Below are 24,142 nucleotides of genomic sequence, written 5' to 3'. Positions count from 1 at the left end.
CGGAGGGCTGGAATGGCTGAAATGGAGTTGCTGTCTGCCGCGCATGCGAAGGCCGTTCGATTGCAGAAAGATGCGGTCGGCGCCAACAGCGCGGCATTGAGCCGCCGCGTGGCAAGCGGCCTTCGATGCAGCCTTGCCGGCATGTCGCTGCTGCTCGAAGCCGGAAGGCCAGCGGCCGGCCCGCAACAGCAGGCCCGGGCCGGCACTCTCGGGCTGGAAAGCCCGCACGGCATGTTCTACCTGGAAGATGGTGCCGCGCTGCTGCACGGCCTGACAGGCATCGACCCGCAGGCGGCAGCGCCGGCACCAGTGGCGCAGCGCGAGTGGATGGATGGCGCGCTGCTCGGGCGCCTGGCGGGAACGCCGTTGGGCAGCATGCGCGCATTGCGGCGCGATGCCATCCCCCCGGCGGAAATGGAGCTGGCCACCCTGTACTTGCGCCTTGACGACGGCACACATATGACTGGGGCGCGGATCAGCGCATTGCCAGCATCCTGGCTCGCCCTGCTTGAACACCAGGAATGGCAGCCAAAGGCACAGCCGCTGGATGCGTTGCACGCGCTGCGCATTTCCCTGCCGGTCCACCTGGGGCGCCACCATCTGCCTGCGCCGGCGCTGCAGGAGCTGTGCGTGGGCGACATCCTCCTGCCGGACAGGACCCTCTTTGACACGCAGGGCGTGGGCCGCCTGACGCTGGGCGGCGCGCAGGCGCAAGTACGCTATGCGGCACCAGGTCTGCTCACCATTCTCACCATGGAGACGCAATTGAACTACGACAGCGAAGACGATGCGGGCGGCGTGGATGATGCCGCCCTGGCCCAGCTACCACTGGCCCTCAGTTTTGAACTGGGCACGCTCCAGCTCAGCCTGGGCCAGCTACGCAGCCTGGCCAGCGGGGCGGTGCTGCAGCTGTCCCAGGGCAGTGCCGACAGCATTGCAATTGTCTGCGGCGGCCGTCACCTCGGGCGGGGCGAGGCAGTGGACGTGGACGGCAGGCTGGGCGTGCGCATCACATCCTGGAGCGCGGCATGATGAACGGGCAGACGGACGTCGTCTCATTCTCGCTGATGCTGGCGGGGCTGGCACTGATCCCGCTGCTGGTGGTGACGACGACATCGTTCCTGAAGCTTTCCATGGTGATGCTGGTCCTGCGCAGCGCCATCGGCGTGCAGCAGGTGCCGCCAACGCTGGCGATCTACGGTATTGCGCTGGTGCTGACCGGCTTCATCATGGCGCCGACAATCCAGCAGATCGGGCAGCGCATGGCGCAGCCGGCACCGCCCACCGCCAACGCGCAAACGCCACCGGGCCTGGCCAAGGCGATCGATGCCTTTGAACCGCTGCGCGCGTTCATGATCAAGCATGGCAATCCGGACCAGCGCGAGCTGTTCCTGGCTTCGGCAAAGAAGCTGTGGCCGGAGGACTATGCAAAGCAGGCGCGCAACAATGACCTGCTGGTCCTGATTCCCGCCTTCGTCGTTTCGGAGCTGCAGGCAGGCTACGAAATCGGCTTCCTGATCTACATACCGTTCGTGGTGATCGACCTGCTGGTGTCGAACCTGTTGATGGCCCTCGGCATGCAGCAGGTGAGCCCGCAAACCATCACCATCCCCCTCAAGCTGCTGCTGTTTACCCTGGTTGGCGGCTGGGGCAAGCTGCTGCATGCGCTGGCCGCTTCTTACGCTTGAAAGGAATGCCATGGCAGACACCCTGAACTTTTTCCAGCAAGGCTTGTGGCTGGCCGTGATGCTGTCCGCGCCGCCCCTGGTCATTGCAACCCTGTGCGGCGTGACTGTCTCCCTGGTGCAAGCGGTGACGCAGATCCAGGACCAGACCTTGCCCTACGTGGTAAAACTGGTCGCGGTGGCCGTCACGCTGGCCGGAATGGGCCGCTGGATCGGCGTGCAATTGATCCAGCTCACTGACCTGGCGTTCACCATGCTGCCGGCCGTGGGGCGCTAGCCGATGCACCCGTCGCTGCTGCTGGATATCCAGAATGCCCTGGTGGCCCTGGCCTTGACAACGCCGCGGGTGCTGGTCTGCCTGGTGATCCTGCCTGGCTTCGGCCTGAACGTCCTGACAGGCATGGCTAAGAATATGGCCGCGATGGCGATTGCGCTGCCGGCGGCGCTGCCAACCTACTATGCGGTGCAGCAATACGGGCCCGATATGCTTAGTTGCGGCATGCTGATCTTCAAGGAAGCGGCAATCGGCTTGCTGCTGGGGGTATTGACCACCATGCCGCTGTGGGCGGTGCAGTCGGTGGGCTCGATCCTGGACAGCCAGCGTTCCCCGATCCAGATCCAGTCCAACAATGCAGGCGTCGATCGTGATGCCAGCATTATTGGCGGCGTGATGGTGCAGGCGGTAGTGCTGGTCATGGTGCAAGCCGGCTTGTTCGTGGCCCTTGCGCGCATTCTGGTCGAGAGTTACGCGGCATGGCCGGCCTGGTCATTGGCTCCGCCTTTTGAGGCAGGTCATATGGACCTGATGATCAAGCGCTTTGGCGAGCTTTTCTGGCATATCGTGGTGTACGGCGCTCCGGTGATTATCCCACTGATCCTGATCGAACTGGCCTTTGCCCTGATTGGAGTGTTTGCGCCCAACCTGCAGGTGTCGTTCGCTTCGTCCCCGGTCAAGAGCCTGATGGGGCTGGTGATCCTGCTGCTGTACTGGCCTACCCTGTCGCACCACGTGGCAGGCGACTTCTCCAATCTGCTGGACCTGGCGGCCGGCCTGCTCGGCGCGCGTCGCGGGCCGTGACCGCATTGTCCGGGAGCGAATCATGAGCGAAGAAAAGAACGAAGAGCCGACAGACAAGAAAATCGAGGATGCCCGAAAGAAGGGCCAGGTTGCGAGCAGTCGCGACCTGGCCCGCCTCGCAACCCTGGTCGCAGTGGCGGAGGCAGCCTTCGCGACGGAACCGCTGTGGCGCCAGTCGCTTGACGGGCTGTTTGAGCTGGGCATCGCCAGCGTGGGCCGTCCTTTCGAGGCCACGCTGTGGGACATGCTGCAGGCGGCGGGCACGCTGTTGATCGCCACTTTTTGCAGCTTCTTCCTGATCTGCATTGTGGCAGGCGTGGCAGCGCACTGGGGACAGTTCGGCGTCCTGATTGCGCCCGAAGCGGTGACGCCCAAATTCGACAAGCTGAATCCCGTCAACGGTTTCAAGCAATTGTTCTCCAAGAAGAAGTTGATCGAGCTGCTGATTGCGGTCGGCAAGGCCGCCTTGATCGGCTGGACCGTCTACGTGCTGGCACGGGGCGCTTTGCCGGACATCGTGCAGCTATCCACCGGGGAGCCGAAGGATGTCTATTTCGCCTTCATAACGGTTCTGAAGTCGATTTTCCACTCGGTCATCATCGTCTGCCTCGGCCTGGCGGTAATTGATTTCGCGACCCAAAAGTACTTCCACAAAAAAGAGCTGATGATGGACATGGAGGAAATCAAGCGCGAATACAAGGAGTCGGAAGGCGACCCGATGGTGAAAGGTCAGCGCAAGCAACTGGCGCGCCAATGGGCCAACGAGGCGCCGGTAGCGCGTACCGACGACGCCAATGCCCTGGTGGTCAACCCGAGCCACTTTGCGGTAGCGCTGTTCTACGATCCGGAGGCCGGCATGGTGCCGCAGGTGCTGACCAAAGGGCGCGATGCGACGGCGCAGGCGATGATGGCGCGTGCGCGCCTGCGCGGGATCCCGATCATCCGCCATGTCTGGCTGGCCCGTACCCTGTATGCGGGCTGCAAGCCGGACATGGAGGTGCCGCGCACCAGCTACGAAGCTGTAGCGCAGGTTTATGCAGTGGTGCTGGAGTTGCAGCGCATGGGGCAACAAGGCAGCGAGGTGGAACTGGAAGCCCATGGCGATCCGCCGGCCGGCATGCTGGGCTTGAGCGCGGAGGAAGCGGCGGCACAAGGAGAGCGGAATGCGGATCAAGGCTAAGGAAACATCGGGCCAGGCGCCGCTAGCTCCCGCTGCGGAAGCGGAAGCGGCACCACCGCCCCACGGCAAACAGACGAAAGCACCCAGGCCCCGCCCGCCACGCTCGCAGATGGCGGGCGGATGCCTGCTGTACAAGGCGGAGTCCGGCGCGCAGGCCACCGATACGATGTGCGATGACGCGTTCGGGGCGGCTCAGCTTCCCGCGCCGGCGCCGGAGCGGGACGATCCCGCCGAGGCGGACGGGGAAGACCGGGCACGTCATCTCGCCATGGCCGTCGGCCAGGCGCATCCCATGCTGCGCCGTCTGGTGCCCAAACCCGCGGCGACGCTGCCTCCGGTTCGTCCCGGATCGCGGCTGGCGTGCGAGCGCCGCTGCGGCGGCGCGGGCTGCGACCCGACCAACAGCCATGGTTGCGGCGGCGTGTTCTGCATCGACCCGCAGGAGGAGTTGTAAGGGAACCGCATGCGGCCTTGCTGCCACCCATCTGCAGCGGATCGAATTTCTTTTGGAGACAGCGTGAATACTCAACTCAGCATGGCGGTGCAAGGCGCCGCAAGCGGACTGGCCGGCAAGCCCGCGCCGCATATCCCCGATCCTGCTGCGACGGGCGAGGGCGCTGCGAGCTTCAAGGTGCAGCTGCAGGTACAGCAGCAGTTCCGCTCCGGCACCCAGCAAAACCTGGCGCCACCGGATATCGGGAAGGACAGCCTGGCTGCCGTGATGGCCGAACGGGCCGCCGGCCTGGCGGGGGACGTCAACCGCCACCAGCAATATGTCTCGCGCATGCTGGAACGCGCCACGGCCAGCGGCGATTCGCTGCACCTGATGCATGCGATGCTGGCCCTGAACGACTACCAGTTGCGGGTCCAGACCATCTCGAAGGTGGTGTCCCGGGCCAGCAGCTCGGTCGATTCCCTGACAAAGCTGCAATAAGCGCCATGGTCAAGCGCTTTTTCTCACTGGCCCTATGCGCGCTTGCGCTGGCCGGATGCGGCAAGGTGGTTGTCCTGCAGGCTTCCCTGCAGGATGCCGACGCCAACGAAATTGTCCTGGCGCTCACGGGCCAGGGCATCGAGGTCGAAAAACACCAGGACAAGGCCGGCGTCAGCCTGACGGTCAAGGAAGCGGACCTGTCGCGCGCCACCAGCACCATGCAGGCGGCAGGGCTGCCGCGCCGCAGCCGCTCCAACCTGGGCGAGGTGTTCAAGAAGCAGGGCATGATTTCGTCGCCGATGGAGGAGCGCGTGCGCTATATCCACGGCCTGTCGGAAGAGCTGGAGTCGACCTTGCAGCTTTTCGACCGCGTGTTGTCGGCGCGCGTACACGTGGTGCTGCCGGAGCGTATCGCCCCGGGTGAAGCCATCCAGCCGTCGTCGGCCGCTGTATTCATCCGTTATCGCCCGCCGCTGGACGAGGATGCGATTACGCCGCGTGTGCGGCGCCTGGTCTCGTCGAGCATTCCGGGCCTGAGCGGCGAAGAAGGCCGCAACAAGGTGTCGGTCGTGATGACGCCAGCCGAAGCGGCACCCGCGCCGCCCGCCTGGACCAAGGTCGGGCCGTTCCATGTGGCGGAAGAGTCGGCGTCCGGCTTGCGGTCCGCGCTGGCGGTGCTGGCAGCGCTGGTGCTGGCCGGGATGGCCTATGCCGGCCATGGCCTGCTGCGCAACCATCGCTTGCTGGCCGGCTTGCGCAAACGGCGGGTGCCGGTGGCGGCGGGAGATTGATCGTGGCGCAAGGCGAGTTCCTTGACTGGTGGTTCAACCCTTCCATGCGGTCCGAAAACGCTTCGCCATTGTCGCGGCGCCTTGCTTACCGGCTCTGGTGCGCTGAACAAGGCGTGCGCCCCGACTTCCCGCGCGCATTCGACAGCGGATGGCAGCAGTTTGCCGGCTGCGATGCGCAAGCGTTGCTTCCTGCGGCACGGCTCTATGGGGCTTTGCTGGCAGTGCGCGAGGGACGGCATGGCGCGCTGGCGAGCCTGCCTTCCGGCGAGCGTCGCTGGAGCCTGGCCACGGCCGCGATCCAGCCGCTTGTCAGGCTTTGCCGGCCGAGCGGGGACTTGCAGTGCGACGGCTTGCGAGAGCTTGCCTGCGCAATGGAAGCCGGTTTTCCGGGCATGTGGGACCGGCTACGCCTGGTATTGCCTGGCGAATCGGCTGCCGATGCCGGGGCCGTCCTGACTGGATTCATGCTGCGCGGCCTGGTCAATGGAGCTGCCAGCGGAGCGGCGGCGCGGCGGCGCCTGCGCTGCTGGGGCTTGTGCCTGGAACAGGCGGACAGGGTACGATCACAAGGAGAATGGCAATGACAGCTTTCTGCGTAGCGCGCCTGGAGGCGGACCCGCGCCTGCTGCCAGTGCACGGCATACTGCGCGGCGCTGCCATGGAGCGCACCGCGGATGCGCAATTGCTGGCCGGGCAGATCGTCGAACAAGGACGCCGGGAGGCAGAGCAACTGCTGGCGCTTGCCAGGGAAGAGGCACGCCAGGCCGTCCACGAGGCGGAGGCGCGCGTGATCGAGCGGGGCATGCAGCTCCAGCAAGGCATGGATGCGGCCATGGCTTCGTTCATGGAACAGGCGCAAGACATGGTCGCCGAACTGGCCGGCGCCTTGTACGACCGGCTGGTGCTGGAAACGACGGCACAGGAAAAGATCGCCGCGGGCTGCCGCCGCCTGCTGCGCGAAGCGCCGCCAAAGCTGGTGAATGCGGTGCTGCGCCTGCACCCGCAGGACATGCCGCCGCCCGCGGGCTTGCCGTGGCCATGCGAAGCCGATGACCGGCTGGCGCCAGGCACTTGCAAGCTGGAGGCCGACAGTGGCGAATGGCGGGCCGATTTCGCCGCGGCGGCGACGGCCTTGCGCCAGGCGCTGGCCGCCTTGCCGGGCATGCGCGTCGCTGCCTGAATTTTCCCTGCGCGGGGCGAACCACCATCCTTCGCGGCGCCACTCACCTGTATATCACCCCCCAGGAGAGCGCCATGTCCAGCAAGCTGAATCCCGTCGTGCAATCCCTGCATCGCCTCGACCGCAAGTTTGAGGACATTGGCGACCAGATGCACGAGTTCTACCGCCGCCAGGCCAATGGCGAAAAGCCGAATCCAACCGAATTCACGCGCCTGCTGGAACAGCAATCGCTGACCCACAGCGCAATGACCGCGCAATTCAACCTGCTGCAGAAACCCCTGAAAACCGTTCTCAACGAATCGAAATAAGCCATGAGCGACGATATCGCACGCTGGCTGGCAGACCTGGCGGTGGACGCTCCGCTCGTCCTCGAAGGGGAGTCGGCCTACCTGCATCCGGTATCCGGCGGCGCCGAACTGGGCGCCATCCTGCTGCGCGAGGCGAGCGATGCCCAGGTCGACCAGGCGGCGCGCGCCGGCTTCCAGGGCGCTCGCCAGTTCGATGCCGGACTCGCCATACGTGCCGATGGCGCGCTGGTCCTTTCGCAATGGCTGCCGCAGGCGGAAACCTGGCTGGACGCGGCGCCGGCGCTGGAGCAGCTGTTCAACCAGCTCGCCTTGTGGCGCGCAGCCATGGCTCCTGCGCGCACCCGCCAGCACAATTCCTTCGACCAGAGCGAGCAGCGCATCCGCGCCATGTTCGCGGGAGCGCAGCAATGAAGTACCTTGTCATTTTCAAGCGGCTGTTCGTGCTGTTGGCCATGCTGCTGTTGCCGGCCGGCGCCCTGGCAGCCGTTCCGGCTTCCTGGAAAGGCACGGGATTCGCCATCAATGCGAGCGGCATGAGCCTGCGTGCCGTGCTGGACGAATTCGGCCGCGTGTACGGCGTTCGCGTGTCGATGGAAGTGCCGGGGCAGAAGATGATGAATGGACGCCTGGCTGCCAATAGCGGCGCCGAATTCCTCAACCGCCTGGCGCCGCTGTGCCAATGCGGCTGGTTCGTCTACAACGAGGTGCTGTACATCGTTCCCGCCAACGACCACACCTCGGCGCGCCTCGACCTGGGCGACGATGCGGTGCAGGACGCCAAGGCCGCGATGGTCGGCGTGGGCCTGTTCGACGAGCGCTTCGGCTGGGGCGAGCTGCCGGACGTGGGCACGGTGATCGTCAGCGGCCCGCGCAGCTACGTGAAGTTCGCGCGCCAGATCCTGCTGCCCGACGAGCAGCGCGCGAAAGTGCGCGGCAGGCGGGTCATGGTATTCCGCCTGAAGTATGCCAGCGCCATGGACCGTACCATCAATGCCCGCGGCCAGCCTGAAGTCATCCCCGGCGTGAAGACTATCCTGACCGGCCTGCTGCTGGGCCCCACCTCGGCCGAAAAGCTGGCCGACACCAATCAGTTCGATGTCGGCAGCCCGAAACGCTCGCACCGGCCCAAGGGCAGCGCGGGCAGCGCGCAGGAGACCCCGCGCGGCGGCAATGCCTTCGTGCCGATTTTCTCGCCGGCCCAGGGCGGCAATGCGCCGCTACCCGCCACGCCCCCGCAGGGCGAAGGCAGCGGCAAGAAGCCGCAGGGCAGCAGCGCCGAAAACGGCAAGCCGCGCATCGAGGCCAGTGCGGCAATGAATGCCATCCTGATCTACGACGACGTGCAGCAGCGCGAGATGTACGCCGCCCTGATCGCGGAACTCGACGTGCCGCCGCAGCAGATCGAGATCGAAGCCCTGATCATCGACATGGACCGCAGCAACCTGGCCGAAATGGGCGTGGAGTGGGGTGTGCGCGCCGGCACCAGCAACCTGACGTTCAATTCCACTACCGGCGAATCGCAGGGCACCGACTTGCCGCTGCCGGGCGCGACGCTCCTGATCAGCAACATCAATCGTTTCTATGCCCGCCTGAAGGCACTGGAAGCCAAGGGGGAAGCGCGCGTGCTGGCGACTCCGACCGTGCTGACGCTGGACAACGTGGCCGCCGTGCTGGACCTGAGCCAGACCGCCTACGTACCCCTGGTGGGCGAGCGCGTGGCCGACCTGGCCGATATCACGGCCGGCACCATGCTGCGTGTGATCCCGCGGCTTATCCGCGAGGCGGATGGCGCCAAGGTGCACCTGGAAGTCGACATTGAAGACGGCTCGCTCGATGGCGCCGGCAATAGCGGCCCAGGCAAGGACTCGCGCAGCAATGTGCGCGTCACGCGTTCGACCATCAGCACGCAGGCCATCGTGGACCTGCAGCAGACCCTGATGATCGGCGGCTACCGCGCCGAGCGGATGGCGACGGACAAGCAGAAGACGCCTGTGCTGGGCGACATCCCGTTGCTCGGAGGGCTGTTCCGCAACCAGACCGAGTCGCGCAGCACGCGCGAGCGGCTGTTCCTGATCACCCCGCGCCTGAGCGGCCCGGATCGGGGATTCACGGCGCCGGCCGGCGGTGGACCACGCCGGGGCGGCGCCTCTTCGGAAGCTTCACGGCAGTTGGCGGCAGCGCTGCCGCCGCCTCCGGCGCCGGGCAAATCGGCGACCACGCAACTGCCGCTGCCCCTGCCGATGCCGGCGCCGCCGGCCACCAGGGATGCCGCACCGGCCAAGATGCGTGCGCCTGCACCGCCCACGAGCGAACGTTCGCCCTGGGCCCTGATCCCCGCCGCCGTCAGTCCCGAAAAGCGGTGAAGGAAGCCCCCAGCGGGGGTGGGGATTGTTGAGCCTTGTTGAGAAATTCGGAATGCACTTTCGACTATATTTCTCTTAGCCCTGGCGCACTTGTACTGCAAGCGCTCCTGGCGGCTGCAAGGCTTTGTTGATGTCATCTGCCAGCAATGGCCATCAGGAGGAAGAGCGTTGAACCTCAATATCACATTGAATGGCGCGGCCAGGGTTTCCTTCGCGGCGCTTGGACTGTCGCTGTGCTGCGGCAGCTTTGCCGCAGCGGCGTCGCAGCCCACAGCAAGCAGCAAGCCCGCGAAGAGCGCCGTGCGCAGCACCGCTGCCGGCAAAGGCCGCGCCGTCGCGGTCGCGGTGCCAGCCAGCGAACCGGCCGTGCGTGCGGCCCCCGATGCCTGGGACATTGTCCCCGCCGACAAGACCCTGAACGCCGCACTGGCGCGCTGGGCCGGCGCTGCGGGCTGGCAGTTGCTGTGGGAGCTGCCGGTCGACTACGCGGTGCAGGTACGCACCACCGTGCCTGGCACCTTCGAAGAAGCTATTGCAACGGTAGTCGGCAGCATGGACAGCGCGGAGATGCCGATCAAGGCGGTTTTCTATAAGGGCAACAAGGTGTTGCGCATTATCGGCCGAGGTGTGCAATGATGCGCCGCCCGATGAAGAACTGCCTGCCGATGCTGGCCTGCGCGGTGCTGTCGCTGAGCGCCTGTTCCGACCTGGCCGACCGCGTGTCGTCCAATGCCGATGCCGCCGATGGAACGACGTCCGGCCTGGTCAAGGAAGTAGGGCGCAATGCGCGCGGGGCCGTGGTGCCCGCATCGGCGCGCGTGGTGCACGAACCGGGCATCTGGCTGGGCAAGAACGTGGTCAAGCTGGGGCAGCCGCCGTTGCCCGCGGTGTTCTACCAGCCGGCCACCTTCGACCGCAGCATCTTTTCCCTGTCCGAGCTGGCTGAACGCCTGACGCTGCGCTCTGGCATCCCGAGCCGGGTCAATGCCGATGCGTCCAGCATCGCTGCCAGCGCCTTCAAGCGCGGCGGCGGGCGCCTGCCGGCGCCTCCGGCCATGCGCCAGCCAGCCGGCGTGCCTGCGCTGCCCCTGCCGCAAGGCATGCCGGGCGAGCAGCCGGTTGCCGGCGACGCACCGCTGCGCAGCGGTGCCGCCGATGCCAGCGTGAGCTTCCAGCCGGACCTGCAGGGCGGCATTCGCGTCAGCTATGCCAATGGCTCCTTCAAGGGCCTGCTGGACACCGTGGCGGCGCGCTTCGGCGTCTCCTGGAAGTATGCGGACGGCGTGATCCAGTTCTACCACACCGACGCGCGCACCTTCCAGATCAGCGCCGTCCCGGGCGATGCCTCGTTTGCCGCATCGGTCACCAGCGGCGCCGCGTCGCTGGCCGGCGGGGGCGGCTCCGGTGGCGGCTCAGGCGGCACCGGCGGCAATAGCGGCAGTTCGGTGTCGGCGAACAATAGCCAGAATACCGGCGTGGTGTCCAAGCTGTCGGTGTACAACGGCATCGAGAACGCGGTGAAAGTGATGCTTTCGCCGCATGGCAAGGTGCTGGCGGCGCCGGCCACCGGCACCATCACCGTGGTCGATACGCCGGATACCCTGGACCGCATCGGAGCCTATATCGAGAATGCCAACCAGGCCTTGTCGCGCCAGATCGTGATGAACGTCACGGTGCTGTCGGTCAGCCTGGAGCAGGGCGATGAATACGGCATCAACTGGAACCTGGTGTACAACAGCCTGAAAAGCAAGTACGGCTTGCAGAACACCTTCAACACCAGCCAGGGTGCGTCGGCACTGTCGGCCGGCATTGTCGGCAACTCGCGCTTCAGCGGCAGCACGGTAGTCGCCAAGGCGCTGGCGGAGCAGGGCAAGGTACGGCGCCAGACCACGGCTTCGGTGGTGACGCTGAACAACCAGCCGGTGCCGGTTCAGGTGGCACGCCAGACTACCTACCTGCAAAGCTCGCAGACTTCGATCGTGGCGCAGGTCGGTACCACCACCACGATGGTGCCGGGCGTGGTGACGGCCGGCTTCAATATGAGCATCCTGCCGCACGTGCTCAACAACGGTGCGGTGATGCTGCAGTTCTCCATCGATATTTCGACCCTGCGCGGCATCCGCGTGATCGAGAGCAATGGCAGCCGCATCGAGTCGCCGGAGCTGGATACCCGCAACTTCCTGCAGCGGGTGTCCATGAAGTCGGGCGAAACCCTGGTAATTGGCGGCTTTGAGCAGACCGACGAAAACGTCGACCGCCAGGGTGTGGGCCGCCCGAACAACTACTTGCTGGGCGGCGGCGTCAAGGCCAAGAGCAACAAGGAAGTGATCGTGGTGCTGATCACCCCGATGGCCATGGCCGGTACCTGAGGAGGGCAGGATGGGCATCCATATCATCCAGATCGACAAGGCCCGCTTCGTGTGCGGCCTGTTCTGGCAGTCGCTGTCGCGGCCGCGCGAGCTGCACCGCGAGGCGGTGGAGCTGGGCCGCAAGATCGGCTCCGACCTGATGGTGGTACGGCGCGACCAGTCGACCGCGCAGGCCGGCTATGCGCAAAGCAGCGACGGCGCGGCGCGCACCCTGTATTCGCTGGGTGCGGCGGTCTCCAAGACCGTGGCAATGGAAGGAGCCTACTACGACGGCCTGCTGCAGCCGGTGCACAACTGGCTGGCAGCGTTGCAACTGCCGGACGGGAAGTGGGCCTACTTCGCCGTGCGCGATGCCAACTTCCTGCCCAATGGCGACTTTGCCGGCACCAAGGAAGAAGTGCTGGAACGCCTGTATGGCGACTATGCCCTGGGCGGCTGGAACGTGGTGATCGGCGATGAGAGCCTGGCCGGACAGGGCTTCCACAACTTCAACGCACGCCGCATCGAAAGCCTGCTGCCGCACCGTAAAGACGGCAGCCTGCGCATCTTCCGCTGGTGGCGCCTGCGCCCGATCGCCGCCCAGCGTGCACCCGAGTGGCGACTGGCTGCCGGCGTTGCGCTGGCGGTGGTGGGGGGCGCACTGATTTTCGGATGGAAGCACTGGCAGGCACGGCGCCAGGCGGAAGATGCGGTGCTGGCGCAGCAGGCGGCAGTGCCAGCCGCGGTGCTGCGGCCATGGGTCGAACAGCCCTTGCCCTCGGCCGCATTCCGCGCCTGCTTCGAGCGGCTGGACCACCTGACGCCCGGCGGCTGGCGGCTTGACGAATATACCTGCACCCGGGGCCAGTTCAGTTACGCCTGGTCGCGCAACGCTGCCACGGTTGCTACCCTGCGCGACGCAGTGCCGCAGGCCGTGATCGACCCGACCGGCGACAAGGCGACGCTGAACGGCGCTTTGGCAGTATCGGCCGCGTTGCCGGCGGCGCGCGGTGAAGAGCTGCTGGCCGCGCCGCAGGCGATCGAGCCCCTGATGGCCCAGATGCAGAGCCTCGGCCTGTCCCTGCGGCTCAACAAGCGCGCGGCGGCGCCGGTTGCCGCCTCCATTGGGCAGGCCGCGGCGGCCGGACCAGCGGCGCCGGACTGGCAAGCCTTCGGCTTCCAGCTCGATGCGCAGGGCGTGGCCCCGCAGCAGTTGGCCGCCATGCTGGAGCGGCCAGGCGTGCGCATTGAAAAGATCAGCTATCGCGGTATGGCGTGGTTACTTGAAGGAGTCATCTATGCAAAATAATCAGACCAGGGGCGTCGCTGCACTGACGCTGGCACTCTGCCTGCTGCCGCCGGCCGTGGCGCGCGCCGAAAGCACGGCCGCCAGCCTGACCCGTATCGAGGCGGAGACCATGCTGCTGCGGGCCCGCGAAAAGCAGCTCGAGGTGCAATCGTCCATCATCACCAAGCAGAACGAGATCGCCGCCAAGCAGACCATGGGCGCGATGCTCAGCCAGCCGGTGGTGGTCGGCGACCCGGTGGTGCGCGCCGTGGAAGGGCTGGGCGACACCATGTTCGCCACCCTGGAAATGTCCAACGGCAGCGTGGCCGAGGTGCAGGTCGGCAGCGTGCTGCCGGGCGGCATGCGCATCGTCTCGATCCAGAACAATGAAGTGATGGCAAGCGCGCCTGGACGCAAGCGCATCCGCCTGTCCGGTTATACCCAGCAGGTCAATGCCTTTAATCCGGGCACCCCGGCGCCGATGCCGGTAGCGGCCGCGCCAAGGAGCGCGCGATGAAACTGCGCATTGCGCTGCCGGGCATGCAGGCGGGCGCACAGGCCGCCGGCAGCGTGCAGCCGGAAGTGCCGCTGCAAGGCGCGGCGGTGCTGAGCCATGCCGGCCAGTACGAAGCCAGCGCCGAGGAGCGCAAGCTGGTGTGCCTGCTGGCCGATGGCCGCCTGCTGGTGGCGGTCGGGCAAGACATGAATGCGCACGTGCTGTCCTACCAGGCGCGCCTGCAGCGCATGCAGAAGCCGTTCCGCGTCGAGCACGCGAAGATCGACGAACTGCGCCACCTGTACGCCAGCGGCAACGGCTCGCTGGTGGAACGGCGCCAGGAACACTCGATGATGCAGGTGACGGCCAAGGACCTGCTGAGCCGCGCCTGTGCCGCCCGCGCTTCCGACATCCACATCCGCGTGCGCCAGCGTGCCACCGAAATCCTGTTCCGGGTGCGCGGCGATTTGACGCCGGTCGGCGTGCAGACGCGTGAATACGGCGAGCGCCTGCTGGCCACCCTGTACGGCGCCATGGCCTCGGTGTCCGACAGTTCCTACAAGCCGACCGAGCGCCAGGACGCCAGTATCGCCGACCGCGACAAGCTGCCGCCCGAGCTGCACGGGGTGCGCATCGCCACCGTGCCCACCAATGAAGGCACGCTGATGGTGCTGCGCCTGCTGTACCTGGATGCCGGCGACGGCGAACTGTGCCCGCTCGGCTTCAGCGAGCAGCAGGCCGCCATGCTGCAGCAGTTGAAAGAGCAGCCGATCGGCATGAACATCATCGGCGGGCCGACCGGCTCCGGCAAGTCGACCACGCTGCAGCGCATCCTGTCCGGCCAGATCGCCGAAGCCGAAGGACGGCGCCACGTGCTCACCATTGAAGACCCGGTCGAATACCCGATCGATGGCGCGGTGCAGACTTCGGTCACCAATGCCGGTTCCGAAGACGAGAGGTCGCGCCTGTTCGCCGCCGCCATCTCCAACGCCATGCGGCTCGACCCGGACACCATCATGGTCGGCGAGGTGCGCGACCGTGCCTCGGCCCAGAATGCGGTGCGCGCTGCCATGACGGGGCACCAGGTCTGGACCACCATCCACGCCAACAGCGCGCTGTCCATTGCCGACCGCCTGCTGGACCTGGGCCTGGCCGCCAGCCAGGTGGCCGACCACACGGTAGTGACAGGCCTGATCAGCCAGCGCCTGGTGAAAGCCCTGTGCCCGCACTGCAAGCTGCCATTGAGTGCCGCCACGGCGCCGCTGCCGCCCGCCGTCATGGGACGCTTGCGCGACGTGGTGGCCGACTTGCGGCGCGTGCACGTGACCGGTCCCGGCTGCGAGCATTGCGCTGGGCACGGCAGCATCGGCCGCACGGTAGTGGCCGAAATCATCCTGCCGGACGACGAGTTTTTCAGCCACGTGCGGCGCGGCGACAAGGCTGCGGCCCTGGCCTACTGGCTGCGCACGGGCGGCCGCACCATGGTCGAACATGCGGTGGAAAAGGTGGCAGCCGGCCTGGTCGACCCGCGCATGGCCGAACAGGTGCTGGGCCACCTGAACGCCGGAGCGGCCCTGGCACGGCGCCGCCTGCAGGTAGTGGAGGAGGGCTGCGATGCGCGTTGAAGTCGTGCGTTACTGGGCGCGCACCCAGTTCAACGCCTCCCAACGGGTGCGCCTGTACCGCAAGATCGCCAAGATGCTGGCCGGCGGCCTGCCGCTGCTGCGCATCCTGGAGGAGCTGGCGCGCCGCAATGCCGGCCCGGGCGGCGACACCAGCCTGGCCCTGGTGCTCGACGATTGCCGGCGCATGGTGCAGAACGGCCAGCTGCTGTCGGACGGCCTGGCCTGGTGGGTGCCGGGCACGGAGCAGATGATCATCATGGCGGGCGAGCAGTCCGGCCGCCTGGAAGGCAGCCTGCATGCGCTGGTGGACGTGGTGCAGGCCGGGCGCCGCATCAAGACCGAAATCCTCAGCGGCGCCGCTTACCCGCTCGCCATCCTGGCCATGATCGCCCTCTACATCTGGCTGTTCGGCGCACTGGTGATTCCGCAGTTCACGCGCCTGGTCGACCCGGCAGGTTGGCACGGCGCGGCGCTGTCGCTGTACCGCATGTCGCTCTGGGTGCAGGACTGGATGCTGTTTGCCGTGGCCGGCACCGTGGCCCTGATTGCCGCCATGATGGCGTCGCTGCCGCTATGGCGCGGCAATCTGCGGGTGTTCTTCGACCGCTTCGCACCGTTCTCGATCTACCGCCTGATCGTGGGCAGCGGCTTCCTGATGGCGTTTGCGGCCTTGCAGGCGGCCGGCGTCACGGTGGAGAAATCGCTGTCGCGGCTGTCGAACAAGTCGCAGCCCTGGCTGCGCGAACGCCTGGACGGCGCGCTGATGGGCGTGCGCTCCGGCCTGAATTGCGGCGAAGCGCTGCGCCATGCCGGCTACGGCTTCCCGTCGCCGGCCATTATCGACGACCTGTGCGTGTACGCCGACTACAAAGGCTTTTCGGAAGCGCTCAAGCTACTGGCAGCCGAATGGATGGAGGAGGGCGTGGAGGCAGTTGCCCTGCGCATGAAAGTATTGAACGGCTTCGCCATCGTCACCCTGGCACTGGTGATCGCCTGGCTGGTGACCGGCTTCTTCGGCATCCAGCAGGAAATCGCCGCAGCCACGCGCGGCGTTGGCTGAAGCCAGGCTGATTTACCTGATCGACCAGTCACACATATGGAGGCATGACCATGAATCACCTGTTCCAATCGCAGCAACGTTCCGGCCGCATGCCATCGCCGTCCCGCCAGCACGGCGCCTCGCTGCTGGAAGGTATCGCCTACCTGGGCATCGCCGCCGTGGTGGTGCTGGGTGCCGTGTCGCTCCTGGGCGGCGCCTTCAGTAGCGCCAAATCGAACCAAGCCACCGAGGAAGCAGTGGCCATGCGCACCGCCGTGCGCAAGCTGTACATCGGCCAGTCGTATCCGGTGGAGAGCCTGGTGCCCACGCTGATTGCCGCCAACGCCATTCCCGGCACGCTGGCCAAGAACACCGGCGACAACACCCTGAAAAATAGCTGGGGCGGTGCCGTCACGGTGACGGGAACCGCTACCGGGTTCGAGATCACTTATGCAGCGGTACCCAAGGATGTCTGCGTCAACCTGATCAGCGGCGCCAGCGGATGGGTCGAGATCAGCCAGGGCGGCAAGGCCATCACCAACTTCCCGGTCTCGGTCAGCGATGCGACGACGGTGTGCTCGGTGGCCGGCGCCGCCGGCAATGCCGTGACGTTCAAGGGCGCCTGAGGCGTATCAAAGCACGCAGGGGAGGCAGCATGTGGAATGTCGTGATACTGGCGCTGGTAATGTCGATGGCGGGCGCATATGCCGCGCTGGCCGAGCGCAATGCCGCGTCCGGGCAGCAGCACCTGGCCGAGGCCAGCGCCGAAGGCATGGCGAACTACCGCAGCGCGGTGGTGGCCTATTTCCAGGCCAACGACTTGCGCGCCACCAGCGTCAGCATCGATACGCTGAAAACCAGCGGCGTGCTGCGCGCCTGGCCCCTGCTGGAGGCGCCGCCTGCCACGCCGTGGGGCAATTACCGCGACGCCGGCGGCACCATCTACATCTATGCCCGCCAATTGCCGCGCCGCGAACTGACGCGCGAGATCGTGCGCCTGGCGCGCAACTCGGTGCTGGCAGGCAGCTACCGGCGCGGCGTGGCCAACCTGCAGTCGCCGGTGTACGGCGACACCGGCATTCCGCTGGCGGCACTGGCCAGCCTGGCCTTGCCCGATGGCGTGCCGGTCTGGCTGGCGGTGGCGCCATGATGGCCCGCCACCGCCAGGCCGGGGTCGGCATGCTGGAACTGCTGGCGGCGCTGGCCGTCGGCGCCGTGCTCCTGCTCGGGCTGACCGGCATGAGCGACAACTCGCTCGACGAGCTGCGCGGGCAGCAGGCTGCTTACTACCAGGCGCAGGTGGTGCATGCTGCCGAACGCTATATGCAGGCCCACCATGACGAGATCAAGGCCGCGACGCCTACTGCGGCCACGGTGCTGGCGGTCAGCCTGGAACAACTGCGCACCGGCCACTTCCTGCCGGCCGGCTTTACCGACCTGAATGCCTTCCAGCAGGGCAGCTGCGTGCTGGTACGCCAGCCCAACGCCGCCACTGCGCCCGGCAAGTTCGACGCGCTGGTGGTCACCAGCGGCGGCAAGCCGATCGGCGACAAGGACCTGGCGGCCGTGGCCCTGCATGCGGGGCCCGGTAGCGGCTTCATCACTGCTCGCGAACCGGCATTTGCGCGCGGCGCCTCCTGGCGCATGGACACTACCCCATACCGCGGCATCGCCTGCGCCGGCGCCGCCGCTCCCGCGCTGCAAGGGACGGCGGCCGATGCCGGCCACCTGGTGTCGAACCTGTTCTACGATGGCGCCGGCCAACTGGCGACCGATTTCCTGTACCGCGGCGCAGTGCCCGGCCGCCCCGAACTCAATCGCATGAACACCGCCATGCGCTTTGGCGGCGCCGCGCTGGTGGGGGCCGGCGACTCCTGCCTGAATGCCAATGGCGTGGCCGAACCAGGGCTGGCGATCGATGCCGGCACACGCAACCTGCTTAGCTGCGACACCACCGGCCACTGGAACCTGGCATCGTCATGGAAAGCGCCGGTCGAGGCCTGGGGCGACCTGCCGGTAGCCGGCAGCATGCGCGGCGACGTGCGCATGGTGATGAACCTGAGCCGGGCGTTTACCTTCGACGGCGCAGGATGGGCGCCGCTTGCCCTGGACAAAGACGGCAACCTCGATGCGCCGGGCGAAGTGAAGGCGCGCAACCTGCGTGCGGCCCAGGCCATCGAATCGGACGGCACCATCCACGCCGTTGGCGATATCTCGGGCGAGCGCGACCTCAGGGCCGGCCGCGACCTGGAGGTGCAGCGTGACGCCAACGTGGTGCGCACCGTCGCCGCCCGCAGGATAGAGGCGAGCAGCTGGATGGCTGCCCCCTCGATCAACCTGACGTCCGTCAAGGCGGCCGGGGGCGCCTGCCACTACTGGGAATGGAGCGACCTGGAAGGGCGCGACGTATTGAAGTTCCCCGCCGGGACCATCGTGATGGATGCCGACATGCGCCCGCTGATCTGCGGCCAGGACCACACTTTCAGGTACGCCAATGGATACTACACACCGAATTAAGCGCCGCGCCGCGGCACTGGCTGCATGCCTGTCGCTGGCCAGCCTGCCGGCGCAGGCCTGCTGGGAAGAAGCTGCGACCTGGTATCGCGTCAATCCCTACTTGTTGTACGCGATCGCCAAGACCGAGTCGGGCCTGAATCCCACGGCCATCAACCGCAACAAGAACGGCAGCTACGATATCGGCCTGATGCAGATCAACAGCTCCTGGCTGCCCACGCTGCGCAAATACGGCGTGGAGGAGAAGGACCTGTACGACGCTTGCACCAGCATCCAGGTCGGCGCCTGGATACTGGCGCAGAACATGCAGCGCATGGGTGTGACCTGGGAAGCGGTGGGGGCTTACAACGCACGCGATCCCGCCAAGCGGATCAAGTACGCGCTGAAGGTACGCAAGAACCTGCCGGAGGCGGCGCTGGCGCAACAGGCTGATGGCGGGGGCGCGAGCGATGCTGCATATTGAACGCCGGCAGGCCGGGCTACTCCGGCGTGCACAGTTCCAGGCGATAGCCCTGGGTGTAGGCGGTGCGGATCATGACGACCCGCTTGTCGCCGACCTGCAGTTTCTTGCGCAGCTTGTAGACGTGCTGTTCGATGGTGCGGCCGGCCACCTCGCTGTCGGTACTCCAGATCACGGCGCCGATGGTGCTGCGCGAAATGTAGACACCGGGGGAGGAAAAGAACAGCCAGGCCATGCTGAACTCGCGCGGGGTCAGCTCGATTTGCTGGCCGAGGAACTGCAGGCGCCCGCTGTCTCGCTCCAGGTTGTAGCCGGCGTATTCGATGCTGCGCCGCTGCGGGGCGTTGCCGCTGCGGCGCAACAGCGCGTTGGTGCGCGCCAGCAGTTCCACCGCTTCGACCGGACGCGGCACGAATTCGTCGGCGCCGGCGTTCAGCACCAGAGCGGCCAGTGCGGCGCTGCGCATGGGGGACAGGATCATCACTGGCGTCGCATCGCCGGTGCGCATGTTCAGCCACGACAGCAGGCTGTTGTCCGCGTCCGGTTCGCTGGCAAGGTCGATCAGGACCAGGTCGACGTCGTCGCGGCGCACGCCCCGCAGCAACGCTGTTTCCGAAGCAAAGCGCTGCACGTCGAAGCCGGCGCGCAGCAGCACGCTGTGAACCAGTTCGTAGACTTCAGCGCTTTGGATATGGCATGCGATCTTCATGTTCGTCCAAACTTAATAGTCACTCCGGCCTGCACCTGCCCATCAGAATTTAATTGGCAATAGTAAACACAATCTTGTATTTTTGCTGCCGGCTCCGCTATTGTGTGCGGGCGCCAGTGCAGGGGGAACGGAGGTGTGCCTTGCATGCGCATCTGTGTAGAATTACGTAGCCAGAATCATTTTCATCTTAGAGGTGACCCCGATGTCCAACGATACTTCGCGCGCCAGCGATTTCCAGCAGAAGTTCATGCAGCTGGTCAGCGGGCAGCAAAGCTTTTCCGATATCCACCTGGAGCAGGGTGCTGCCGCCATGGTGAAAACGCCGCGCGGCTGGCAGCAGTTCCATGAGGGGCCGCTGACGCTGGGCGAGTTGCGGCCTTTGTTGGACAGTATCGACGAGGACTGGGAAGACAAGATCGTCGAGAAGGCGCTGGACCGTCCTTTCGTGTTGCAGAATTGCCGACTGCGCTGCAATATCTACCGCCTGGGCGCCGGCGCCAAGGTAGCGCTCTCGGTGCGCCGGCTGCCACTGGATCCGCTGCCGCTGGAGCGCACCGGCCTGCCCTCGTATGTGCGGTCCATGCTGGAATCGAACAAGGGCTTGATCCTGGTGACCGGCCCCACCGGGTCGGGCAAGACCACCACGATCGCTTCCATGCTTGACTATATCAACACCAATCGCAACGGCCATATCGTCACCATCGAAGAACCGATCGAGTACACCTTGCAGCGCAAGCAGTCGATCATTTCGCAAAAGGAGGTGCCAGTCGATACCGCCAGCTTCTCCAGCGGCCTGCGCGAAGCCTTGCGGCAGAAGCCGGACGTGCTGATGGTGGGCGAGATCCGCGATTACGACACGGCCGAAACCGTGCTGCATGCCGGCGAGTCCGGCCACCTGGTGCTGGCCACCATGCATACGGGGAATGCGGTCGGCGCCATCAGCAAGCTGCTCAGCTTCTTCCCGGTCGACCAGCGCGCCCAGCGCTCGGCCATGCTGGCCAGCTCCCTGATCGGCGTCATTTTCCAGAGCCTGCTGCCGTCCGAAAATGGCGAGAATTATGTGCTGGCCAGCGAAATGGTGTTCAACCATAACCAGCAGATCGCGCCCTACATCGTCGATCCGGACAAGCTGCACATGATCAGCGACTATATGAAGCGCAAGGAAGACAGCATGTCGCGGCCGCTGAACGAAGTGCTGCAGCAACTGGTTGCGCGCAAGGAGATCAGTGCGCGCGATGCGTTGCGCGTTGCCTACAACCGCATGGAATTGCGCGAGATGCTGGGCAATACCCGCTGATACGGCGAAAAAGGCCCGGCGCTGGCCGGGCCTTGCTTTGCCTTATGGCTGCTGCGCGTTGCGGCCTTGCTCTTCGTCGGGCGGCGGCTGTCTGTTCCGCATTGCCTCGATGGCCTTGCCCGGCAGCTTGACCGTGCCTTTGATCGCGTTGGCTGCGAGCTGGCCGGTTTTCTCGGTCAGCACGGCACCGGCCTGGGCTGGCGTCGATGTAATACCGCGCAGTACGTTATGGGCGCCCTGCGGAAGGCGGTTCAGGCTGCCCTCCGGCGCGGTGTGCGTCGCCTTGGCCCCGTCCTTGAGGTAGAACGGCGAGGCGGCGTTCAGGGGCCCGGACAGGACGCGATTGGTCAAGGCCGAGGTGCCGGCTGGATTGAGTTTCTTGCCCTCCGTTTCCGCGACGATGCCGGCGAAGAAAGGCATCAAGGTCAGGTAGGACTTGAATCCTTCCAGCACGGCGTGGCAAAGCCGGTTGGCGGCGTTGCCGCCGTTCGGATCGCGGGCACGGTCCAAGGCTTCGCTGGCGTAGGTCTGGAGGGCAGTGGCCATGGTCATGCCGACACCGGCGCCCCAGATCCTGCTGTACAAATCGACCCGGTTGGCCGATTGGGTCAGGTCCAGCTTTTGCGACGAATTCAACATGCGCTGCAAGGCCGAACGTGGATTGGTATGCTTGGCAAACACGCGCGTGGGCAGGCCGTCGTGGTGGTCGGACAAGGCGATCAGGTTCTGGATGGTCGCCATCGAGCCGCCGCCGGCAAAGGAGGCCGATGCTCTGGCATGGATCGAGTTGGCCAGCTCCGTCGCATTCGCCAGCGCGTCGCGGATCGCGTTGGCGGAGGCGAACGAGGCGAAGCCGGCGAGATCGCCCTTGAGGGTGCCAAAGCCGCCCTTGAGCGTCTTGTCCTGGAATTCCTTCCGATCGTGGACGCTGTCGCCGTTCAGTGCAGCGTGTTCGTCGTCGGAGTGCACGTGCAGCTTGCCCTGGCCGTTGAACTCGATGCGCGGTGCGTCCGGGAAGTAGACTTCGGCCTGCACCGTTTCGATGGGGCGTATCCATCCCCCAAGCTCGGTGAGGCTGTGCAGGCCATCGCGTGCAATGTCGCCGACCAGCTTGTGCGCCGTCCCCAGCGCGAAGGCCTGTGCGAGAACGCCGGCCACCAGTTCGGCGGGACGATTGACGTTTCCGTGCAGGGCGGCAGTCGAGGCCAGGAGTGCGGCGTTGCGGGCATAGCCCCAGTGCGCGGCCGAGGAAACCGCTTGCGGCAAGCCTTGGCCGATGGCGACTTTGGCGATCTTGGGCAGGTTTTCCTTCAGGCCCTGTTCCTTGATATTGATGGCGCGGCTTTTCAGGCTCTCCAGGTGCTCGGCATGCAGGATCAGGTTACTGGCCTGGTGGAACTCCTTCAATTCCGCTTTCGCCGCGTCCAGCTTGGGCTTGGCCTTTGCCGTATCCTCCTCGCGCTTTGCTTCGCCCCTGACGCCCGGCAAGGGGACCTTGTTCGATGCTTTTTCCATGTCGATCTGGCAGGCGAGCGCTGTCAGTTCGAGCTCGTTCTCCCGGCCGGCAACGCGGACCTTGAATGCCATCTGGCTCAGCTTGACGTTGTCGATCATGGCCTGGTCGCGCGGGTCGTCCGCCTCCAGCTTGGCGATCACGTGCCGGTATGCCGAGTCGAGCGCCGTGGCGCGGTTCGCTTCGAGCGTGACGGAACCGGCGGCGCCCAGGCCGGGGGCGATCGTCGCCAGCGCCTCGGGCGGTAGCGGCGGCGGCAATTCCGGTTGGCCTTCCGGGTTGATGATGGCGTCGAGCGTTTCTTCGCTGACGGCGCCGTGCATGCCGGGCGCCACGTGGCCCGATACTGCGCGCTGCAGCACCGCGCCGGAAGCGAGGCTGTCCAGTGCTTCCTTGCCCAGGCTGCCGCGCAGGGCCTGGCCTTCCAGTGCAAACTGGCGACCCAGTATATTGAGGTCGAGTGGCCCCTGGCGATCAAGGTCCTCCAGCAAAGGGCCTTTTACGGCCGCCAGTTCGGCGTCGCGCGCAACAAGGGCGTCGGCTATCTTCTGGATATCGGGCGGCAGCTTGGCGTGCGCGTTCGCGCCGGTATGCGCAGGGCTGCCAGGCTGCGCACTCGAAGAGGGTTGCAGGCTCTGGTTGGTCGGTGCGTGCCTGACGGGGAGGGCGCCCTGGCCCGGGTTGGGCTGGTTCTGGTTCTGCAGCCATTGGTGCAACGCGATCGTGTTGTTCAGCGAGGCGATGCCGGGGAAATTTCCAAACATGGGAACTCCTTCGGAACAAATGAAAAGGAAAGGCGAATGAACAGGCGCGGGGTGCTTTACGCCGGGCTGCTCTCTGCTCCGTTGCCGGACTGGCGCAACTGCACATCGAGGCGCGAGCGCCCGCCTTGCGCGGCCTTGGCGCCGCTGTCGTTCGAGGTTTCCTTGTCGTCGAGGAACCAGGTGGTGCGCCATTGCTCGGCCACGGCCGCGAAGTGGCGCAGCATGGCCAGGGTGAGCATGCCGCTGGACTGGTCCAGCGGCAGCATGCAATACAGGACGACCTGCTTGATTTCGGCGTTGTAGCCGAACGTGGCGGTATGGCCGGAACCGGCCATCAACAGGTTGGTTTCCAGCAGCCTTTGCAGCACCAGCTCGCGGGATTCCGCAGGCAGCGGACCCAGGCCGCAATAGATGTTGACGATGTGCGGCGCCTGCTCGCCGCCGTGGCGCAGCAGGAACTGGGTACCACCGATATTGAGTTCGGCCTTGTCATACAGGGCGCGCGGGTCGGGGATTTGCGCGTGTTCGCAAATCTGGTTGATCAGGTTGCGGTAAACGTCGATGCTCATG

At 66.0% G+C, this 24,142-nt stretch carries 27 protein-coding genes; 24 read left to right on the top strand and 3 right to left on the bottom strand.

Translation table 11 applies throughout. The features are described 5' to 3' along the window. The first annotated feature begins 12 nt into the window (after positions 1-12). From sctQ to ASD58_RS00175, 23 genes are all read left to right on the top strand, one after another. Positions 13-1,032: a type III secretion system cytoplasmic ring protein SctQ gene (gene sctQ / locus ASD58_RS00285; RefSeq protein WP_082565145.1), complete on the top strand. Its 1,020-nt coding sequence runs from the start codon at positions 13-15 to the stop codon at positions 1,030-1,032. Next, on the top strand, positions 1,029-1,688 hold the full coding sequence (sctR, locus tag ASD58_RS00280; protein ID WP_057258918.1) for a type III secretion system export apparatus subunit SctR: 660 nt from the start codon (positions 1,029-1,031) through the stop codon (positions 1,686-1,688). The genes sctQ and sctR overlap by 4 nt, the downstream gene beginning before the upstream one ends. A gap of 10 nt (positions 1,689-1,698) precedes the next feature. After that, positions 1,699-1,962: a type III secretion system export apparatus subunit SctS gene (gene sctS, locus ASD58_RS00275; protein WP_057258916.1), complete on the top strand. Its 264-nt coding sequence runs from the start codon at positions 1,699-1,701 to the stop codon at positions 1,960-1,962. A 3-nt stretch (positions 1,963-1,965) separates the two neighbouring features. Continuing rightward, positions 1,966-2,763, top strand: coding sequence for a type III secretion system export apparatus subunit SctT (gene sctT, locus ASD58_RS00270; protein ID WP_057258914.1), 798 nt, complete (start codon positions 1,966-1,968; stop codon positions 2,761-2,763). Positions 2,764-2,785: 22 nt separating this feature from the next. After that, on the top strand, positions 2,786-3,943 hold the full coding sequence (gene sctU / locus ASD58_RS00265) for a type III secretion system export apparatus subunit SctU (RefSeq protein WP_082565144.1): 1,158 nt from the start codon (positions 2,786-2,788) through the stop codon (positions 3,941-3,943). Further along, positions 3,927-4,397, top strand: a complete 471-nt coding sequence (locus ASD58_RS00260; RefSeq protein ID WP_057258912.1) for a hypothetical protein — start codon at positions 3,927-3,929, stop codon at positions 4,395-4,397. Before sctU ends, ASD58_RS00260 begins: the two co-directional genes overlap by 17 nt. 63 nt (positions 4,398-4,460) lie before the next feature. Next, complete coding sequence (locus ASD58_RS00255; protein ID WP_229209856.1) at positions 4,461-4,877, top strand: EscI/YscI/HrpB family type III secretion system inner rod protein; 417 nt, start codon at positions 4,461-4,463, stop codon at positions 4,875-4,877. 5 nt (positions 4,878-4,882) lie between these two features. Beyond that, the gene (gene sctJ, locus ASD58_RS00250) at positions 4,883-5,668 is read left to right on the top strand and encodes a type III secretion system inner membrane ring lipoprotein SctJ (protein WP_057258908.1); all 786 of its coding nucleotides are present in this window, start codon (positions 4,883-4,885) and stop codon (positions 5,666-5,668) included. 2 nt (positions 5,669-5,670) lie between these two features. Continuing rightward, positions 5,671-6,252, top strand: coding sequence for a hypothetical protein (locus tag ASD58_RS31605; RefSeq protein WP_162252975.1), 582 nt, complete (start codon positions 5,671-5,673; stop codon positions 6,250-6,252). Continuing rightward, positions 6,249-6,848, top strand: a complete 600-nt coding sequence (locus tag ASD58_RS31600) for an HrpE/YscL family type III secretion apparatus protein (protein WP_057258904.1) — start codon at positions 6,249-6,251, stop codon at positions 6,846-6,848. Before ASD58_RS31605 ends, ASD58_RS31600 begins: the two co-directional genes overlap by 4 nt. A gap of 74 nt (positions 6,849-6,922) precedes the next feature. Then, a complete protein-coding gene (locus ASD58_RS00235; protein ID WP_057258902.1) occupies positions 6,923-7,156 on the top strand; it encodes a hypothetical protein in 234 nt (77 codons plus the stop codon). A 3-nt stretch (positions 7,157-7,159) separates the two neighbouring features. Next, a complete protein-coding gene (locus ASD58_RS00230) occupies positions 7,160-7,567 on the top strand; it encodes a hypothetical protein (RefSeq protein ID WP_057258900.1) in 408 nt (135 codons plus the stop codon). Continuing rightward, positions 7,564-9,519 (top strand): type III secretion system outer membrane ring subunit SctC, encoded by a 1,956-nt coding sequence (gene sctC / locus ASD58_RS00225; RefSeq protein ID WP_057258898.1) that lies wholly within the window; start codon positions 7,564-7,566, stop codon positions 9,517-9,519. The genes ASD58_RS00230 and sctC overlap by 4 nt, the downstream gene beginning before the upstream one ends. 168 nt (positions 9,520-9,687) lie before the next feature. After that, positions 9,688-10,155, top strand: a complete 468-nt coding sequence (locus tag ASD58_RS00220; protein ID WP_057258896.1) for a TcpQ domain-containing protein — start codon at positions 9,688-9,690, stop codon at positions 10,153-10,155. Further along, positions 10,152-11,888, top strand: coding sequence for a PilN family type IVB pilus formation outer membrane protein (locus ASD58_RS00215; protein WP_229209855.1), 1,737 nt, complete (start codon positions 10,152-10,154; stop codon positions 11,886-11,888). The genes ASD58_RS00220 and ASD58_RS00215 overlap by 4 nt, the downstream gene beginning before the upstream one ends. 10 nt (positions 11,889-11,898) lie before the next feature. After that, entirely contained in the window at positions 11,899-13,176 is a 1,278-nt protein-coding gene (pilO2, locus tag ASD58_RS00210; protein ID WP_057258891.1) for a type 4b pilus protein PilO2, read from the top strand. Further along, the gene (gene pilP / locus ASD58_RS00205) at positions 13,166-13,672 is read left to right on the top strand and encodes a type IV pilus biogenesis protein PilP (RefSeq protein WP_057258889.1); all 507 of its coding nucleotides are present in this window, start codon (positions 13,166-13,168) and stop codon (positions 13,670-13,672) included. Before pilO2 ends, pilP begins: the two co-directional genes overlap by 11 nt. Beyond that, on the top strand, positions 13,669-15,276 hold the full coding sequence (locus ASD58_RS00200) for a GspE/PulE family protein (protein WP_057258887.1): 1,608 nt from the start codon (positions 13,669-13,671) through the stop codon (positions 15,274-15,276). The genes pilP and ASD58_RS00200 overlap by 4 nt, the downstream gene beginning before the upstream one ends. Further along, on the top strand, positions 15,266-16,336 hold the full coding sequence (locus ASD58_RS00195) for a type II secretion system F family protein (protein WP_057258885.1): 1,071 nt from the start codon (positions 15,266-15,268) through the stop codon (positions 16,334-16,336). Before ASD58_RS00200 ends, ASD58_RS00195 begins: the two co-directional genes overlap by 11 nt. 50 nt (positions 16,337-16,386) lie before the next feature. Beyond that, positions 16,387-16,941: a type 4 pilus major pilin gene (locus tag ASD58_RS00190; protein WP_229209854.1), complete on the top strand. Its 555-nt coding sequence runs from the start codon at positions 16,387-16,389 to the stop codon at positions 16,939-16,941. Between the two features lie 29 nt (positions 16,942-16,970). Next, positions 16,971-17,465, top strand: a complete 495-nt coding sequence (gene pilM / locus ASD58_RS00185) for a type IV pilus biogenesis protein PilM (protein ID WP_057258880.1) — start codon at positions 16,971-16,973, stop codon at positions 17,463-17,465. After that, a complete protein-coding gene (gene pilV / locus ASD58_RS00180) occupies positions 17,462-18,832 on the top strand; it encodes a shufflon system plasmid conjugative transfer pilus tip adhesin PilV (protein ID WP_057258877.1) in 1,371 nt (456 codons plus the stop codon). Before pilM ends, pilV begins: the two co-directional genes overlap by 4 nt. Next, complete coding sequence (locus ASD58_RS00175) at positions 18,810-19,292, top strand: lytic transglycosylase domain-containing protein (RefSeq protein ID WP_057258870.1); 483 nt, start codon at positions 18,810-18,812, stop codon at positions 19,290-19,292. Before pilV ends, ASD58_RS00175 begins: the two co-directional genes overlap by 23 nt. A 16-nt stretch (positions 19,293-19,308) precedes the next feature. Here ASD58_RS00175 and ASD58_RS00170 read toward each other — a convergent pair whose 3' ends face one another. Further along, the gene (locus tag ASD58_RS00170; RefSeq protein ID WP_057258861.1) at positions 19,309-19,998 is read right to left on the bottom strand and encodes a response regulator transcription factor; all 690 of its coding nucleotides are present in this window, start codon (positions 19,996-19,998) and stop codon (positions 19,309-19,311) included. Between the two features lie 202 nt (positions 19,999-20,200). On the opposite strand from ASD58_RS00170, the gene ASD58_RS00165 reads away from it, so the two are divergent. Then, positions 20,201-21,295 carry a type IV pilus twitching motility protein PilT gene (locus ASD58_RS00165; RefSeq protein ID WP_057258859.1) on the top strand — a complete coding sequence of 365 codons (1,095 nt, stop codon included), beginning with the start codon at positions 20,201-20,203 and terminating at the stop codon, positions 21,293-21,295. A gap of 42 nt (positions 21,296-21,337) precedes the next feature. Here ASD58_RS00165 and ASD58_RS00160 read toward each other — a convergent pair whose 3' ends face one another. Both ASD58_RS00160 and ASD58_RS00155 read right to left on the bottom strand, forming a co-directional pair. Beyond that, entirely contained in the window at positions 21,338-23,572 is a 2,235-nt protein-coding gene (locus ASD58_RS00160) for a hypothetical protein (RefSeq protein ID WP_057258858.1), read from the bottom strand. Positions 23,573-23,628: 56 nt separating this feature from the next. Further along, on the bottom strand, positions 23,629-24,141 hold the full coding sequence (locus tag ASD58_RS00155; RefSeq protein WP_057258856.1) for a CesT family type III secretion system chaperone: 513 nt from the start codon (positions 24,139-24,141) through the stop codon (positions 23,629-23,631). Position 24,142: the final 1 nt, after the last annotated feature.

Source organism: Duganella sp. Root1480D1, from assembly GCF_001427305.1.
In the GTDB taxonomy this organism is placed as follows: domain Bacteria; phylum Pseudomonadota; class Gammaproteobacteria; order Burkholderiales; family Burkholderiaceae_D; genus Rugamonas.
This window is presented reverse-complemented; position numbering and strand designations above follow the sequence as displayed.